Annotated in this window: 12 protein-coding genes; all 12 read left to right on the top strand. The window is 34.3% G+C overall.

Annotation, left to right across the window (positions count from 1 at the left end; genetic code table 11):
* The 12 genes from nusG (at window position 1) to EXT02_RS01645 (ending at window position 16,696) form a co-directional block, all read left to right on the top strand.
* Window positions 1-615, top strand: a complete 615-nt coding sequence (gene nusG, locus EXT02_RS01700) for a transcription termination/antitermination protein NusG (RefSeq protein WP_011160629.1) — start codon at window positions 1-3, stop codon at window positions 613-615.
* 196 nt (window positions 616-811) lie between these two features.
* Complete coding sequence (rplK, locus tag EXT02_RS01695) at window positions 812-1,237, top strand: 50S ribosomal protein L11 (protein ID WP_042067774.1); 426 nt, start codon at window positions 812-814, stop codon at window positions 1,235-1,237.
* A 93-nt stretch (window positions 1,238-1,330) separates the two neighbouring features.
* Window positions 1,331-2,023 (top strand): 50S ribosomal protein L1, encoded by a 693-nt coding sequence (rplA, locus tag EXT02_RS01690; protein WP_034172138.1) that lies wholly within the window; start codon window positions 1,331-1,333, stop codon window positions 2,021-2,023.
* A 39-nt stretch (window positions 2,024-2,062) separates the two neighbouring features.
* Window positions 2,063-2,572: a 50S ribosomal protein L10 gene (gene rplJ / locus EXT02_RS01685; protein ID WP_069028254.1), complete on the top strand. Its 510-nt coding sequence runs from the start codon at window positions 2,063-2,065 to the stop codon at window positions 2,570-2,572.
* 44 nt (window positions 2,573-2,616) lie between these two features.
* Complete coding sequence (gene rplL, locus EXT02_RS01680) at window positions 2,617-2,994, top strand: 50S ribosomal protein L7/L12 (RefSeq protein ID WP_130428031.1); 378 nt, start codon at window positions 2,617-2,619, stop codon at window positions 2,992-2,994.
* A gap of 170 nt (window positions 2,995-3,164) precedes the next feature.
* On the top strand, window positions 3,165-6,986 hold the full coding sequence (locus tag EXT02_RS01675) for a DNA-directed RNA polymerase subunit beta (protein ID WP_130427722.1): 3,822 nt from the start codon (window positions 3,165-3,167) through the stop codon (window positions 6,984-6,986).
* Between the two features lie 2 nt (window positions 6,987-6,988).
* Window positions 6,989-11,050, top strand: a complete 4,062-nt coding sequence (rpoC, locus tag EXT02_RS01670; protein WP_130427720.1) for a DNA-directed RNA polymerase subunit beta' — start codon at window positions 6,989-6,991, stop codon at window positions 11,048-11,050.
* A 20-nt stretch (window positions 11,051-11,070) separates the two neighbouring features.
* Complete coding sequence (gene rpsL, locus EXT02_RS01665; protein ID WP_011160636.1) at window positions 11,071-11,490, top strand: 30S ribosomal protein S12; 420 nt, start codon at window positions 11,071-11,073, stop codon at window positions 11,488-11,490.
* 89 nt (window positions 11,491-11,579) lie between these two features.
* A complete protein-coding gene (gene rpsG / locus EXT02_RS01660; protein WP_130427718.1) occupies window positions 11,580-12,050 on the top strand; it encodes a 30S ribosomal protein S7 in 471 nt (156 codons plus the stop codon).
* 24 nt (window positions 12,051-12,074) lie between these two features.
* Entirely contained in the window at window positions 12,075-14,141 is a 2,067-nt protein-coding gene (gene fusA / locus EXT02_RS01655) for an elongation factor G (RefSeq protein ID WP_130427716.1), read from the top strand.
* A 130-nt stretch (window positions 14,142-14,271) separates the two neighbouring features.
* Window positions 14,272-15,456 carry an elongation factor Tu gene (tuf, locus tag EXT02_RS01650; protein WP_011160639.1) on the top strand — a complete coding sequence of 395 codons (1,185 nt, stop codon included), beginning with the start codon at window positions 14,272-14,274 and terminating at the stop codon, window positions 15,454-15,456.
* Between the two features lie 451 nt (window positions 15,457-15,907).
* Window positions 15,908-16,696, top strand: a complete 789-nt coding sequence (locus EXT02_RS01645; protein WP_069028247.1) for a Bax inhibitor-1/YccA family protein — start codon at window positions 15,908-15,910, stop codon at window positions 16,694-16,696.
* Window positions 16,697-16,720: the final 24 nt, after the last annotated feature.

Raw genomic sequence — 16,720 nt, 5'->3', positions numbered from 1 at the left:
ATGAATAAAACAGAAAAACAAATAAAAGAGACACAAGCGCAAGAACAACAAGATCAAGAAAAAGACTCCCAAAATACATGTCACCTTAAATGGTATATTGCTCAAACTTATTCAGGTTATGAAAATGTTGTAAAAGACGATTTGTTAAGAAGAGTCGAAAGCATTGGCATAGGTGATTTAGTATCTAATGTTTTGTCTCCCAAAGAAGAATATTATGAAACTCGTTTGGATGGGAAAAAGGTTAAAAAAGAGCGTAAAATGTACCCCGGGTACGTTTTTATTCAAATGATGATTACTGACCGATCTTGGTTTGTTGTCAGAAACACTCCGCGAATTACTGGTTTTTTAGGTTCCAGCGGGATGGGTTCTAAACCAGTTCCTTTATCTGAAAACGAAATCAATCCTGTTTTATTAAAAATGGGCATCATCAATAAACCCGATTATAAAAATTTTATCGGCAAAAAAGTAGAAATTATTTCTGGTTCTTTTTCGGGTCAAATAGGGCAAGTATCAAGTATTGATGACGACCGTGAAAAAATGACAGTAGAAGTAGATTTGTTTGGTAGAGCAACTCCAGTAGAAATTTCTTTCAACGACTTCAAAGAAATATCTTAATTTTTTCATAATTTCTAACATTTTTTTATCAAATATTTAAAATTTATGTTAAAATAAGTTGTCTAAAAAATTTTATCATATTTTTTTATGTTACAATATCAACAATATTCCAAATTTAATGAAACGTAAACAAAGAATAAACAACTCAAATTATCAAGTTTTTTATTTCAATTCCCCGTTCCAAAGAAAGGTTTTTATGGCTAAAAAAGTTGTTAAAACGGTAAAATTACAAATTCCTGCAGGAAAAGCTAATCCAGCTCCTCCAGTAGGACCTGCTTTAGGGCAAGCCCAAGTTAATATTCCTGCTTTTTGTTCCCAATTTAATGAAACAACTAAAGATCAAATGGGTTTCGTTATCCCTGTTATCATTTCTGTTTATGAGGACAGAACATTTACTTTTGTAACTAAAACTCCTCCAGCAAGTGATCTTTTAAAAAAAGCTGCTAAAATTGAATCTGGTTCTGCTAATGCAAGTCAAACCAAAGTAGCTACTATCACCCACAAACAAGTAGAAGAAATCGCCAATTTAAAGCTTCCAGACCTAAATGCTTATTGCGTTGAAAAAGCTTGCAAAATCATTGAAGGCACAGCTCGTAATATGGGAATTTTAGTAAAAGATTAAAATATTAAAATAGTTTTTAACCCAATTATTCAAATTTCAAATTAAAAAAATTTCTAAAAAATGTCAAGTTGTTTTGAGAAAGGAATTACTGCGATGAAACGAGGCAAAAAATATTTAGCATCATTACAAATGTTTGATGTTAAAAAAACATATCCGCTTCAAGAAGCTATTAGCTTAGCTAAACAAACTCAAGTTGCGAAATTTGATGCTGCGGTAGAATGCGCTTTTCATCTAAATTTAGATCCTAAAAAAGTTGATCAAAATTTAAGAGGAGCCTTAGTTTTACCACATGGCACTGGTAAAGTCTTAAAAGTAGCAGTTCTTGCTAAAGGAGAACAAGCTAAACAAGCACAAGAAGCCCAAGCAGATTACGTAGGCGACCAAGATTTAATTGATAAAATTGCCAAAAACTGGTTTGATTTTGATGTCTTAGTTGCTACTCCCGAAATGATGCCGCAATTAAGTAAATTAGGGCGCCTTTTAGGACCCAAAGGACTAATGCCTAACCCTAAAACAGGTACTGTAACAAATGATGTTTTACAAGCAGTCAAAGAAATTAAAAATGGTAAAATTGAATATCGCCTAGACAAAAGCGGGAATATTCACGCCATATTAGGTAAGGTTTCTTTTGATGAGACAAAATTACTAGAAAACTTAAAAACTTTATATCTTCAATTAATGGCTGTTAAACCTCGTACAGTGAAAGGCACTTACATTAAAAGTGTTACTATTTCAACTACGATGGCACCAGGTATTAAAATTGACCCTGTTACAATTTCACAATAATCAAGATCAAAATTTTGAAGGAAGGAAAAGGGCATAATCATGATAAAACCTCAGTTAGCCAAAAAAATAGATTCAGTTGCTGTTTTGCAAGAAAAGATTAGCACTGCCAAAACAGTTATTGTTTTTGAATATGCAAGCTTACCGGTAAGCTCTTTTATGCAACTGCGTCGTGAGTTAAAAAAAACTAGTTGTGAAGTAAAAGTATATCCCAAAAACATCATGCAAAGAGCTGTTACCAACGCCAAACAAGCTGATTTAGTTACCTTTTTAAAAGGAGCAAAAGCTTTAATTATTAGTCCCCAAGAATTATTAGAACCAATCAAAACGATTTATAATTTTGCTAAAAAAAATAAAGCAGTTAAAATAGTTTCTGGCATCGTGGAACAAAAAATTGTCTCCTTGCAAGAAATAAACACCTTAGCTACTTTGCCTTCAAAAGAACAAATGTTAGCGCTTTTAGCTGCTTCAATGTTTGCACCTTTGCAACATTTAGCAATTGGTCTAAATATGTTAGTGCAAACCAAAGAACAAGAAAACCCCAAAAAATAAACAATTAATTTATGAATGAAAAGATTATAACAAAGGAGATTGACATGGCTAAGTTAACGAAAGAAGCTTTTGTATCGGCTTTAAAAGAAATGTCTTTATTAGAGATTAAAGAATTATTAGATGGTTTGAAAGAAGAGTTTGGAATTGACCCAACTGCTTTAGCAGTTGCAGCTCCTGGAGCAAATAATGCAGCTGAAGTAGAAGAAAAAACCGAATTCATAGTAGTTATGAAAAGTTTTGATGAAAAAAAGAAACTTGCTGTTATCAAAGCAGTGCGCGAAGTAACAGGATTAGGCTTGCTAGATGCTGCTAATTTTGTTAAAGTTCCTGACTCTAAAGTAAAAGAAAATGTTTCCAAAGCTTTAGCAGAAGATATCAAAAACAAGTTAGAACAAGCTGGAGCTGTTGTTGAACTTCAATAAATTATTATCTTGTAAGTAATATAAAAACCTGAGTTTTCTCAGGTTTTTTAGTCTTGCATTGTTTTTATTTTTATACCCCAACCCCCAAAACCCAAAAATCGCAAAAACACAATTAAAAATAAAGATTTTGGCAAAACAAACTACCAATTAATAATTTATAGGAGCATAAGATGGGTTATCATAATGTCAAATATGGCAAAAAAGCACAACGTCGTAATTATTCTAAAACAATTTATGATGTTGATTTGCCCAATTTAATTGAAATTCAAAACCAATCTTTTGATTGGTTTTTAAAACACGGTATTAAAGAATTGTTGCAGGATTTTTGTCCTATTGAAAGTTATAATGGGGATTTAAAAATTCACTTTGATGATTATTTTTTAGCACCCCCAAAATATAGCATTGAAGAAACTAAAATTAAAGATATAAGTTATGTTTCCCAATTATTTGTCAAAACTACTTTAGAAAATGTTTTAACTGGCGAAACTAAACAAAGCAATATTTTACTTACTGAATTGCCTCTAATGACTCCCACTGGGACTTTTGTTATCAACGGCACTGAAAGAGTAGTAGTTTCTCAAATTGTACGTTCTGCTAGCGTGTATTTTGCAGGTAATTTTGACAGCAAACTCAACAGAACCACTTATTCTGGACAAGTAATTCCTTCACGTGGTGCTTGGATTGAATACGAAGAAGGCTCTAAAGAAATTTTGTATGCCAAATTAGATCGTTCCAAAAAAATCCCCTTGTCTAATTTTATTTATGCTCTAGGTTTTGACAGCAAAGAAGCAATCGAAAATGTCTTTGGCAAAAGCGCTATCCTTGATTCTGTTTTTGATAAAGAAACTGATATGGACTCAGACAATGCTTTGGTAGAACTGTATTCTAAAATCCGTCAAGGCGAAAAAGTTCCTGTTGACACTGCTAGAGATTTTATCAGAACAAGACTTTTTGATCAAAAAAAATACGACCTGGCTAAAGTGGGAAGATACAAATTTAACAAAAAACTAGACGTTCTTACCCGAGCTGAAAACACTTATTTAGCTTGTGATTTTGTCAATCCCGAAACTCAAGAAATAATAATTGCACAAGACGAACTTTTAACCAAAGAAAAAATTGCAATCCTGAAACAAAATCGTCATTTTTTGCTCCAAGAAATCTTCGACGCTAAACATAATTTAGAAAACGAAACTGATGAAGAGATTTTAGCATATAAAAAAGACCCCCAAAAAAACGAATTATTCACCAAAACTAACATCATCAACTCTCGCACTGGTGAAGTTTTAGTAGCTAAAGATACTTTAGTTAACGACGATATTATCAATCATTTAAGACACAATATTCACACTCTTGATGAAAAAGTATCTAAATTTTTCTTAGGAACTAAAGATATTTATCAAAAAGAAGCAGACCGTCAAGGAGTTTTTAACGAAATTTTAGAAGTCTATACTTCAAAAGACGAATCAGGCAAGCTATATCACAAAGTCAAACTTATTGGAAACGACCAAAGAGAAACCAAAAAACACATCACTTTGTCAGATGTTATTGCAAGTATTAATTATTATTTGAATCTTTATGAAAACGTAGGCACTGTTGATGATATTGATCATTTAGGGAATCGTCGTTTAAGATTAATTGGAGAATTGTTAAAAAACCAATTCCGAATTGGTCTTACCAGAGCTGAAAAAAATATCAAAGATATGATTTCCACTAGCAAATTCAGCGAAGTTAACGGTCCAGGCGACCTAGTTAATTTTACTTTTTTAATGAGTGTAATCAAAACTTTTTTCACAAGTTCACGCTTATCGCAATTCATGGATCAAATCAATCCTTTAGCAGAATTAACCCAAAAAAGAAGGGTATCAGCTTTAGGTATCGGAGGAATTAATCGTGATCGTGCAGGCATTGAAGTGCGCGACGTGCACAATTCCCACTACGGCAGATTATGCCCCATTGAAACTCCTGAAGGACCTTCCATCGGACTTATCACATCCCTTTCCACTTATGCCAAAGTCAATAAGTACGGTTTTATCCAAACTCCTTTCTTTAAGGTTTTGCACCAAGACGGGAAAACTACCCTTTCGCGCCACATAGATTATTTAACAGCTGACCAAGAAAAAGAAGAAATTATTGCCTCAGCTGGGTTTGTTTTGGATTCCAATAATGCTTTTCAAGACAAAAAAATAATTGCTCGTAGCAACGGTGAAACAGGCATTTTTGAAATAAGCCAAATAACATATGCTGACGTTTCTCCTAAACAAATTGTCTCTGTTGCAACTTCTTCGATCCCCTTTTTAGAACACAACGACGCTTCCAGAGCTTTAATGGGAGCCAACATGCAACGTCAAGCAGTCCCTTTATTAATCCCTGAATCTCCTATTGTGGGAACAGGTGTTGAATATCGCGCTGCCAAAGACTCAGGTTGCTTAATTATTGCCCGCGAATCAGGATTTGTTACTTATGTTGATGCTCAAAAAATAATTATCACTAAAAAACCCAACCAAAATGTTTCATTAAATGGCAAAACCCTTTACGATACTACCCAAGAATTTACCTACGCCCAAGCCAAGACTTTATACGAGAACAACTACAAAGAACACCAAGCCGAATACACCCTCATCAATTTTGCCAAATCCAACCAAGACACTTTAGTATTGCAAAAACCGATTGTAGTTTTGGGAGAACAAATCAATGAAGGCGATATTTTAGTAAGTGGACCTTCTACATCTCAAGGCGAATTAGCACTTGGCAGAAATGTTACAGTGGCTTTTATGACTTGGGAAGGTTATAACTATGAAGATGCCATCATTATGTCAGAAGAATTAGTCAAAAATGATGTCTACACTTCCATCCACATTGATAAATACGAAGTTCAAACTAGAGAATTAAAAAAAGGTAGCGGTCAAGAAGAAATCACTAGAGAAGTTCCCAACGTGGGCGCTGATGCTATTAAAAACCTTGACGCAAGAGGAATTATTATTCCTGGTTCCGAAGTTAAAGAAGGAGATATTTTAGTAGGTAAAATAACTCCTCAAGGAAACATTGAACCTTCTCCTTCTGAAAAATTAATTCAAATTGTAATTGGTGAAAAAGCCCGCGAATACAAAGACTCTTCTTTAAGGGTTCCTTTTGGTGAAGGGGGGATCGTTCAAAGTGTTCATTATTTCTCCAGAAAAAACGGTGATGTTCTTCCTGCTGGTGTCAACGAAAACATCCGTGTTTTCATCGCTAAAAAACGTAAAATCAATGAAGGCGACAAAATGGCAGGACGCCACGGAAACAAAGGTGTAATTTCTCGCATCTTACCTAAAGAAGACCTTCCTTATATGGCAGACGGCACCCCAATTGATATCATGTTAAATCCTTTAGGAGTTCCTAGTAGGATGAACATTGGACAAATTTTAGAAATCCATTTAGGAATGGCTGCCAAAAAATTAGGCATCAAAGTGGCAACTCCTGTTTTTGACGGCGTTAATGACTACGACCTTAAAGAAATCATGAAAGAAGCCAATTTAGATCCTGATGGCAAAATGGTTTTATATGACGGACGCACCGGCGAACCTTATGACAGTCGTATTTCTGTAGGAGTTATGTATATGGTTAAATTATCTCACATGGTAGATGACAAACTCCATGCCAGAAACGTAGGACCATACACTTTAGTGACCCAACAACCTATGGGAGGAAAAGTCCAAAACGGTGGACAACGCTTCGGTGAAATGGAAGTATGGGCGCTTTATGCTTATGGAGCTGCTCATACCTTACAAGAAATTTTAACAGTTAAAAGTGATGATATTGTAGGTAGAAACAAAACTTACAGTGCCATCGTGCAAGGAACTCCACTGCCTAAACCAAGCATTCCTGAAAGTTTCCGAGTTTTCATTAAAGAATTGCAATCTTTAGGATTGTATGTAGAACTAATCAAAACCGATACTAAAGAAAATGAAGTTAATAAATCCTTAATTGATTACAAAAAGGAAGGTTATAATTAAAGATGAGTGATAACAGATTATTTACTTCAGTAGAAACTTTAAATCTTTCATCTCCAGTTTTAGAAAAATTAAAACTTTCTGGAATCAATACTTTGGAAGATTTCAACACTTTTACTTTAGAAGAGTTAAGGCTTTTACTGCAAGAAGCTTTTTTAGAAGTTTTACCTATCCTCAAAAACTTCGCCCTACCTCGCAATTTACAAAATCTAGATTTGAGTGAAGCCGTTATTAACATTCTTACTGAACTAGGAATGGAAGATTTTCAAGATCTTTTACAAACTAAAATGGCTGTCCTTACAAAAGCATTTGAAACCAATCCCCTTGCTTTTCAAAAATTAAACGACCTATTTAAGTTATACAACCACTTCCCTTCTATTTCATCTGACAAAGAATACGGTAGTAGAGATTATGATTATTTTAAAATCCGTCTAGCTGCTCCTGAAGAAATCAGACAGTGGTCTTATGGTGAGGTTACTAGCTACGAAACAATTAACTATCGCACCTATAAACCAGAGATATCAGGATTATTTTGTCAAAAGATTTTTGGTCCAGTAGTTGATTTCCAATGTGCTTGTTCTAAAAAACAAGTCAGCATCAAAAGTCAATTTTGTAACAAATGTGGAGTTGAATTTACCGAAACCAAAGTGCGTCGTGAAAGAATGGGACACATCGAATTACAAACCCCCATCGTCCACACTTGGTACCTTAATTCTTCTCCCAGCCGTTTAGCTATTCTTTTAAACATCAAAACTAAACAATTAGAAGAAATAGTTTATTATGTTTCTTACGTTGTAATTGATCCTGGAAAAACCGAATTCAAACCTAAAGAAATTATTACAGAAACTCAATACAGTGAAGCTCTTTATGAATTTGGAAACGCTTTTGTAGCTTTAACAGGTGCCGAAGCGGTTAAAAAATTACTAGAAAATCTCAATTTAGAAAAAACTATCAAAGTCCTTCGCAAATCTTTATCGGAAAATTCCAAACAAAAAAGAGAAAGCATTATTAAAAGACTAGAAATAATCGAATCTTTTCATCAATCAGACAACAAACCTGAATGGATGGTAATGGATGTTATTCCTGTATTACCTCCGGGATTAAGACCGATGGTTCCTTTAGATGGTGGTCGTTTTGCCACTACTGAAGTCAACGATCTTTACCGCCGCATCCTTAATCGCAACAATCGTTTAAAAAAACAAATGCTCCAAAAAGCTCCTCGTTTAATCATTAAAAATGAAAAAAGAATGCTACAAGAAGCAGTTGATGCTTTATTTGATAATGCCAAAACTAGCAAAAAAAACGTTAACAACGTCGAAAAAAATCGCCCGCTTAAATCTTTATCCGAAATGCTACGCGGTAAACAAGGGCGTTTCCGTCAAAATCTTTTAGGTAAAAGAGTGGATTATTCGGGACGATCCGTAATTATTGTAGGTCCTGATTTAGAAATGCACCAATGCGGTGTGCCTCGTGAAATGGCAATTATTTTGTTCAAACCTTTCATTTTGAAAAAACTACAAGAAACCAAAGGAATTGACAAAAAAAACGCCAACACCATTTATGAAAAAATGAATGAAGAAGTTTGGAACGCCTTAGAAGAAGTAGTCAAAGAACACCCGGTCCTTTTAAACCGCGCCCCAACACTACACCGTTTAGGAATTCAAGCTTTTGATCCTAAATTAATTGACGGTAAAGCCATTCGCCTCCACCCTTTAGTTACGCCTGCCTTTAATGCCGATTTTGATGGCGACCAGATGGCAATTTATGTCCCTCTTTCTTTAGAAGCCCAAGCCGAAGCGCGCTTATTGATGCTTGTTTCGAACAACATTTTAGACCCTAAAAATGGTAATCCAGTAGTAACACCTTCCCAAGATATGGTTTTAGGAAACTACTATTTAACCATTGAAGAAAAAAAAGATCGCACTATAAACAGCTATGATGCTGCCCAAAGAACTGCAGAACACCAATACAAACATCGCAATGAAGGAGCTTTTTTTGCTGACATCAACGAAGCCAAAACCGCTTATCAAAATAAAGAAATCCACCTTCACACAAGAATTTTTATCAAACCAAAAGCAATTAATTTATCATTTACTGAAGAACAACGTCAAAAATATTTAATGACTACTTTAGGAAAATTAATTTTTAATGACATTTTGCCTCCAAGTTTCCCCTACATTAACGAACCAACTCAGTTTAATTTGGATGTCAAAACCCCTGATGCTTATTTTTTAGCTCCAGGAACCAACCCCAAACAATTCCTAAAAAAACTTCCCACCCCTAAACCTTTTAACAAAAAATTCCTATCTATGATTATTGCATGTTTTTTCAAACAAATGAAAATTACAGAAACTTCCAAAATGCTAGATCACATCAAAAACCTAGGTTTTAAGTATTCTACTATCGCAGGAATTACAGTTTCATTTGCAGACATCAATACTTACTCCAATAAACAAGAATTGTTACAAGAAGTAGAAGCCCGCAATATTCAAATTGAGACTTGGTACAACGATGGTTTTTTAACAGATGCCGAACGTCGTCGTTTAGTAATTAACGAATGGAAAACTATTCGTGATAAAATTCAAGAAGGCTTGATGAAAGAATTTCAACAAGACAACCACATTTTTATGATGAGCGAAAGTGGCGCACGTGGTAGCGTTTCTAACTTTACTCAATTAGCAGGGATGAGAGGGTTAATGAATAACCCTAAAGGTGAAATTATTGAAGTCCCTGTTAAAGCTTCTTTCCGAGAAGGTCTGAAAGTTTCTGAGTTTTTCATCTCTACTCACGGAGCCCGTAAAGGTTCAACTGACACTGCCCTCAAAACAGCCGAGTCAGGTTATCTAACGCGTCGTTTAGTTGACGTAACTCAAGATATTGTTGTTATCAAAGAAGACTGCAATAGTGACCGCGGTTTTGTTGTAGAAGCTATGATGAGCGACGGCAAAGAAATTGTTTCCCTCAAACAACGCATTATGGGACGCTTTGCTAGTTGCGACATTTGTCATCCCAAAACCAACGCCCTTATTATAGCGCGCAATGAATTAATTACTGAGTCCAAAGCCCAAGAAATTATTACTGCCAAAATTAAAAAAGTTCCTATTAGAAGCATTTTAACTTGTAATTGTGAATATGGTATTTGCGCCAAAGACTACGGCGTCAATCTAGCTACCAATAAATTAGTAGAAATTGGCGAAGCTGTTGGTGTTATTGCTGCTCAATCCATTGGGGAACCAGGAACTCAATTAACTATGAGAACTTTCCATACTGGAGGAGTTGCTTCTGCCTCAGATATTACTCAAGGTCTTCCAAGGATCGAAGAATTATTTGAAGTACGCAAACCTAAAGGAAAAGCGCTAATCAGCGAATTAAAAGGAAAAATCAAAAAAATTGATAAAATCCGTTCCCAAAATCCAGAAATTGTAATCACAGAAGAAAATGACCCTGACACAGAGCACCGTTATATTTTGGAACCTAATGTCGATATTTTAGTAAGCAAAAACAACAGTGTTTATCCCGGTCAAAAACTAACTTCTGGTTCGGTTGATCTAAAAGAACTTTTAAGAGTGGCAGGCACAACAGAGGCTCAAAAATACATCTTAGAAGAAGTACAAAAAGTTTATCGTGCCCAAAATGTTTATATCAGCGACAAACACATCGAAATTATTATTCACCAAATGTTTAAACAAATTTTAATTATTGATGAAGGTGATACTCAACTTTTACCTGGCACAGAAATTACTATTAATAACTTTAAAAAAGCTAATTTAAAAATGTTAGAAGAAAACAAACTTTTAGCAGTAGGGCGCCCCATTATTTTAGGAATTACGCGTTCTTCTTTAAGAAGTGATTCTTTACTGTCAGCTGCATCTTTCCAAGAAACTACTAAAATTCTAATCGATGCTGCCATCAAAGGAAAAACCGACCATCTTTACGGACTTAAAGAAAATGTTATTATTGGTGGCTTAATTCCTGCAGGAACAGGCATTTTAGAAACTACTTTATTTAAATATCCAAAAGAACCTGCAACCACTTCTGAACTTGCTGAAAAAACTAACCAAAATTAAAAAAAGAAAGGAAATAAAAAATGTCTACTGTTTCTCAATTAATCAAAAAACGTCGTAGCAGTAAAACTTCCAAAACTAAAGCACCTGCTCTAAGTTACGGTTTTAATGTTTTGCAAAAAAAAGCTAAACATTACAGTTCTCCTCAAAAAATGGGTGTTTGTCTGCGTGTAACTACCATGACTCCAAAAAAACCAAACTCAGCTTTACGTAAATTTGCAAGAGTACGCCTAAGTAATGGTTCTGAAGTAACTGCCTACATTCCAGGCGTGGGACACTCCTTACAAGAACATAGCTCTGTTTTAGTTCGTGGCGGACGCGTAAAAGACCTTCCTGGTGTGCGTTATCATATCGTTCGTGGTGCTCTAGATGCTACTGGTGTTGCTAACCGCAAACAAGGGCGTTCTAAGTACGGCTCTAAATTACCTAAAGAAAAAAAATAATTACAATTACAAAGAATAAAAAATAAATAATAAAAAAATCACAAATCCCCAAAAAAAATAAATAAAATAAAGAAAGTAGGTGAATTTTTGTGTCCCGTAAAGGTCATATTAAAAAAAGAGATGTACAGCCAGATCCTATTTACAATTCTAAATTAGTTACTAAAATCATTAACACCATTATGAAAGACGGCAAAAAAGGCAAAGCTCAAACTATTTTTTATCAAGCTTTAAAACAAGTAAAAACTATCACTAACCGCGAGCCTATTGAAGTTTTTCATGAAGCCCTAAACAATATTATGCCTGTATTAGAAGTACGCACGCGTCGTGTGGGTGGTCAAAATTACCAAGTGCCTTGCGAAGTTCGTCCCGAAAGACGCCAGTCTTTAGGATTAAGATGGCTTGTTAAATACACTAAAGAAAGCAATGAAAAAACAATGGGAGAAAGACTCGCCCAAGAAATAGTAGATGCTTCTTTAGGTAACGGAGTATTAGTTAAAAAAAGAGAAGAAACGCATCGCACTGCAGAAGCTAATAAAGCCTTTGCTCATTATCGTTGGTGATTGTAACTTATAGGAGAATAAAAGATGGCACGTCAGTTTTCATTAGAAAAAACTCGTAATATTGGCATTATTGCTCATATTGATGCAGGAAAAACCACCACTACAGAAAGAATTTTGTTCCACACCGGAAAAATTCATAAAATCGGAGAAACCCATGATGGCGCTTCTCAGATGGATTGGATGGAACAAGAACAAGAAAGAGGAATCACTATTACCTCTGCTGCTACTACTGCTTTTTGGAAAAACCACCGTATCAATATTATTGACACTCCCGGACACGTTGATTTTACGGTGGAAGTTTCGCGCTCTCTTAGAGTTTTGGATGGAGCAGTAACAGTTATTGATGCTCAGGCAGGAGTAGAACCACAAACTGAAACTGTTTGGCGCCAAGCTAGTGAATATAAAGTCCCAAGAGTTATTTTTGTTAACAAAATGGATAAAGTAGGCGCTGATTTTGCTTATGCAATTGAAACCCTTAAACAACGCTTAGGAGTTCATGCAAGCGCTATTCAATGGCCAATTGGCTCAGAAAATGACTTTAATGGTATCATTGATTTAGTAGAAATGAATGCTTTTGAATATGATAACACTTCCCAAGAAACAGGAAAAGTAGTTCCTATTCCTAGCGATTTAGAATCAATTACCCAAACTAAAAGAAACGAATTAATAGAAACTTTATCTACCCTAGACGAAGAATTAATGATGTATTATTTAGAAGAAAAACCAATCTCTTCTGAAATGTTGAAAAATTCCATTAGAAAAGCAACCTTACAAGCTTCCTTTTTCCCAGTTCTTTGCGGTTCTTCTTTCAAAAATAAGGGTGTTGTTAAAATGTTAGACGCTATTGTTGACTACCTTCCTGCTCCTTGTGATGTTGCAGCTATTGTTGGTTTTGATTCTGACAACCAAGAAATTGTGCGCACCGGATTAGATGAAGAACCCTTCACAGCTCTAGCTTTCAAAGTGATGACCGATCCTTATGTAGGAAAATTAACCTTTTTCCGTATCTATTCAGGTTCAGTTAAAGCTGGTTCTTACGTAACTAACACTACTAAAGGAACCAAAGAACGTTTTGGACGCTTATTACAAATGCATGCTAATTCTCGTGAAGAAGTAAAAGAAGCCTACACAGGCGATATTTTAGCAGTTGTAGGACTAAAAGCAACTACTACAGGAGACACTTTAGCATCAGAAGGACAAACCATTGTCTTAGAATCAATTAATTTCCCAGAACCAGTAATTGAAATTGCAGTAGAACCAAAAACTAAAGCTGACCAAGATAAAATGGGGATTGCCCTTGCAAAATTAGCTGAAGAAGACCCTACATTTAAGGTTTTTTCCAATCATGAAACCGGGCAAACTATTATTGCTGGAATGGGTGAACTTCATTTAGATATCATTATTGAACGTCTTAAAAGAGAATTCAAAGTACAAGCAAATGTTACAGAACCTCAAGTAGCATACCGCGAAACAATCACCCAAGAAACTGAGACAGAAGGAAAATTCATTCGTCAATCAGGTGGTCGTGGACAATACGGACATGTTTGGATGCGTTTTGAACCAAATCCTGGAAAAGGTTTTGAATTCGTTAATAAAATTGTAGGTGGTGTAGTTCCTCGTGAATACGTTCCTGCAGTTCAAAAAGGAATTCAAGAAGCTCTTGCTGTTGGTATTTTAGCTGGATATCAAATTATTGATGTTAAAGCAACTTTATTTGATGGCTCTTACCATGATGTCGATTCTTCCGAAATGGCTTTTAAAATTGCTGCTTCCATGGCATTAAAAGAAACCAAAAACAAAGGGAACCCAGTCATTTTAGAACCTATTATGGACGTTGAAGTAGTTACTCCCAACGATTATGTAGGAAATGTTATTGGTGATCTAACTTCTAGAAGAGGTAGATTAGAAAACCAAGAATCACGCGCCAACGCTGTTGCTATTAGAGCGTTTGTTCCCCTTTCTGAAATGTTTGGATATGCTACTGTTTTGCGTTCCAATACTCAAGGAAGAGCTACTTTTATTATGCAATTTGCTAAATATGAAAAAGCTCCTAAAAGCATCACTGAAGAAATTATTAAAAAACGAGCTTAGACAACCTTACACTAAAAAACATTTTTATTAACAAAATAGTTGTGAAAATCCAAAAATAAGTTAAAATTTAAATGGTAAATATATTTATTAAAACAAATCTTAAAACATAATAAAAGGAGGCCTTTGAAAAATGGCTAATGAAAAATTTATACGAAATAAACCACATTTAAATGTAGGTACTATTGGACACGTAGACCATGGTAAAACTACTCTTACAGCAGCTATTACCCAAGTTTTGTCTACCCGTGGCTTGGCTAAAAGTAGAGCTTATGATCAAATTGATAATGCTCCTGAAGAAAGAGAACGTGGAATCACTATTAAAACTTCACACGTAGAATATGAAACAGAAAAACGTCACTATGCTCACGTTGACTGTCCTGGACACGCCGATTATGTTAAAAACATGATTACTGGTGCTGCTCAAATGGACGCTGCTATTTTAGTTGTTTCTGGTGCAGATAGTGTTATGCCTCAAACTAGAGAACACATTTTATTAGCGCGCCAAGTTGGTGTTCCAAAAATTGTTGTTTTCTTAAATAAATGTGATCTTTCCCCAGACGAACAAATTTTAGAATTAGTAGAAATGGAAGTTCGTGAATTATTATCTCAATACGATTTCCCAGGAGACGACATTCCTGTTATTAGAGGATCTGCATTAAAAGCTTTGGAAGGTGACGCTCATTACGTTGCTCAAGTAAACGAATTAATCGAAACTCTAGACACCTACATTGAAGACCCGGTGCGCGAAGTTGACAAACCTTTCTTAATGCCTGTAGAAGATGTTTTCACTATTACTGGTAGAGGAACTGTTGTTACTGGTAGAGTAGAAAGAGGTCAAGTAAAAGCTGGTGATGAAGTAGAAATCGTAGGACTTAAAGAAACTAGAAAAACTATTGTAACTGCAGTAGAAATGTTTAAAAAAGACCTAGATTTTGCTCAAGCAGGAGACAACGTTGGAGCTTTATTACGTGGAATTAACCGTGAAGATGTACAACGTGGACAAGTTTTAGCTAAACCAGGTTCTGTTAAGCCTCATTCTAAATTTGTTGCTCAAGTTTATGTTTTAACTAAAGAAGAAGGAGGACGTCACACTGCCTTTTTCTCTCAATACCGTCCTCAATTCTATTTCCGTACTACAGATATTACAGGAGTAGTTGAATTACAAGGTGATGTTAAAATGGTAATGCCAGGTGACAACGCTGAATTAGTAGTTACCCTTAACAACCCAATTGCTATCGAAGAAGGAACTAAATTTTCTATTCGTGAAGGTGGAAAAACAGTTGGTGCAGGATCAGTTTCCAAACTTCTTAACTAAAAATTCATTATACCCAACCTTATTAATAAATAAAACCCACATTATGTGGGTTTTTATCTTTTTTAACTATTTTTTATTTTGTATTTTACCCCTTTTTTTCCCTTTTGCCTTTTTATCGCTTTTTAAAACTCCACAAATCTAACCCAACTCAACTAAAAGATGCAAATTTTGCAATAATGATATTTTAAACACTTATAAAAAAATTAGTTGTGTGCCAAAAAAAACGCTATTTATTATCAAATTTCACAAAACTAACCAAAAAACACCACTTTTTGTTATTTTTTGCAATAAAAAAGCAAAATATCTTCCAATTAATTTTAAAAAAAGGTAAAATATATATGTGCTTGTTTATTAAGCAAGTTAAAAAAAGATGTAAATATTTTTTTAAATAATAAGAATAATAAAATAAATTTAATTTTAATAATAAATAAAATTTAAAAAGGTGGTTTAAATGGAATCCAATAAAGTAAATAATTCGTTTACCCAAATTAAAAATAACTTTCTTTCTTTATTTGAAACAACTACTTATAATAATATTGCTACTCGTAAAGGAATTGCTTTAAAAACAATTTTGCTTTTATGTGTTACAGCAATCACTTCAATGTTTTTTTACCCAATTCTAAAACCCGCGATATTAAAAAATCTAAATATTCATGCAATTTATTTTTCCATGATTGCGTTAGGTTTTTTAAATTATGGCATTTATTCTGCAGGATTAAAACAAGTTGAAATTTCTAAAGCTTGTGGATTAATTTATTCTTTTATAGAAGGAATAATTTTATCAATTATTTTTGTTGTTCTAAATTTAGTTTATGCCAATTTAGTTGAAATTGCCTTTATGGCTATTTTTGCAACCTTTATCGTCTTTGTTGCAATGTCCCATGCTTATTATAAAGGTTTTATAAAAGTAACAAATAGATTTAGACAAATTATGCTATATTGTTCTTTTGCTTTGGTGGTTTCTTATATAGTTCGTTTAGTGTTGTCTTTATGCGGCATTTGGACAATTGAAAATATTATTTACAATAGCTTTTTAACTCTTCCTATTAGTTTAATTATGTTAGGATTTGTATCTATGTTTTTAGCACTTCATTTTGATTACACCGAACAAATGATTAAACAAGGAATGCCTAAAAAATATGAATGGCAAGTTTCTTTGGCTTTTGCAACAACTTTAATTGAAATTTTTTTAAGAATAATGTTAATTTTGCTAAGGTTATTTGGTCAAGAAAGAAAATAAAAAGATCACGAATATTCGTGATCT

Origin of the sequence: 'Catharanthus roseus' aster yellows phytoplasma, assembly GCF_004214875.1 — a bacterium.
GTDB lineage: Bacteria > Bacillota_I > Bacilli_A > Acholeplasmatales > Acholeplasmataceae > Phytoplasma > Phytoplasma asteris.
Note: the sequence above shows the minus strand (reverse complement) of the source record. Positions and strands in the feature narration are given on the sequence as shown.

Excerpts from the sequence above, each read along its gene's own strand:
- nusG (WP_011160629.1), top strand. The coding sequence starts at position 1 with ATGAATAAAACAGAAAAACAAATAAAAGAGACACAAGCGCAAGAACAA.
- rplK (WP_042067774.1), top strand. The coding sequence starts at position 812 with ATGGCTAAAAAAGTTGTTAAAACGGTAAAATTACAAATTCCTGCAGGA.
- rplA (WP_034172138.1), top strand. The coding sequence starts at position 1,331 with ATGAAACGAGGCAAAAAATATTTAGCATCATTACAAATGTTTGATGTT.
- rplJ (WP_069028254.1), top strand. The coding sequence starts at position 2,063 with ATGATAAAACCTCAGTTAGCCAAAAAAATAGATTCAGTTGCTGTTTTG.
- rplL (WP_130428031.1), top strand. The coding sequence starts at position 2,617 with ATGGCTAAGTTAACGAAAGAAGCTTTTGTATCGGCTTTAAAAGAAATG.
- EXT02_RS01675 (WP_130427722.1), top strand. The coding sequence starts at position 3,165 with ATGGGTTATCATAATGTCAAATATGGCAAAAAAGCACAACGTCGTAAT.
- rpoC (WP_130427720.1), top strand. The coding sequence starts at position 6,989 with ATGAGTGATAACAGATTATTTACTTCAGTAGAAACTTTAAATCTTTCA.
- rpsL (WP_011160636.1), top strand. The coding sequence starts at position 11,071 with ATGTCTACTGTTTCTCAATTAATCAAAAAACGTCGTAGCAGTAAAACT.
- fusA (WP_130427716.1), top strand. The coding sequence starts at position 12,075 with ATGGCACGTCAGTTTTCATTAGAAAAAACTCGTAATATTGGCATTATT.
- tuf (WP_011160639.1), top strand. The coding sequence starts at position 14,272 with ATGGCTAATGAAAAATTTATACGAAATAAACCACATTTAAATGTAGGT.
- EXT02_RS01645 (WP_069028247.1), top strand. The coding sequence starts at position 15,908 with ATGGAATCCAATAAAGTAAATAATTCGTTTACCCAAATTAAAAATAAC.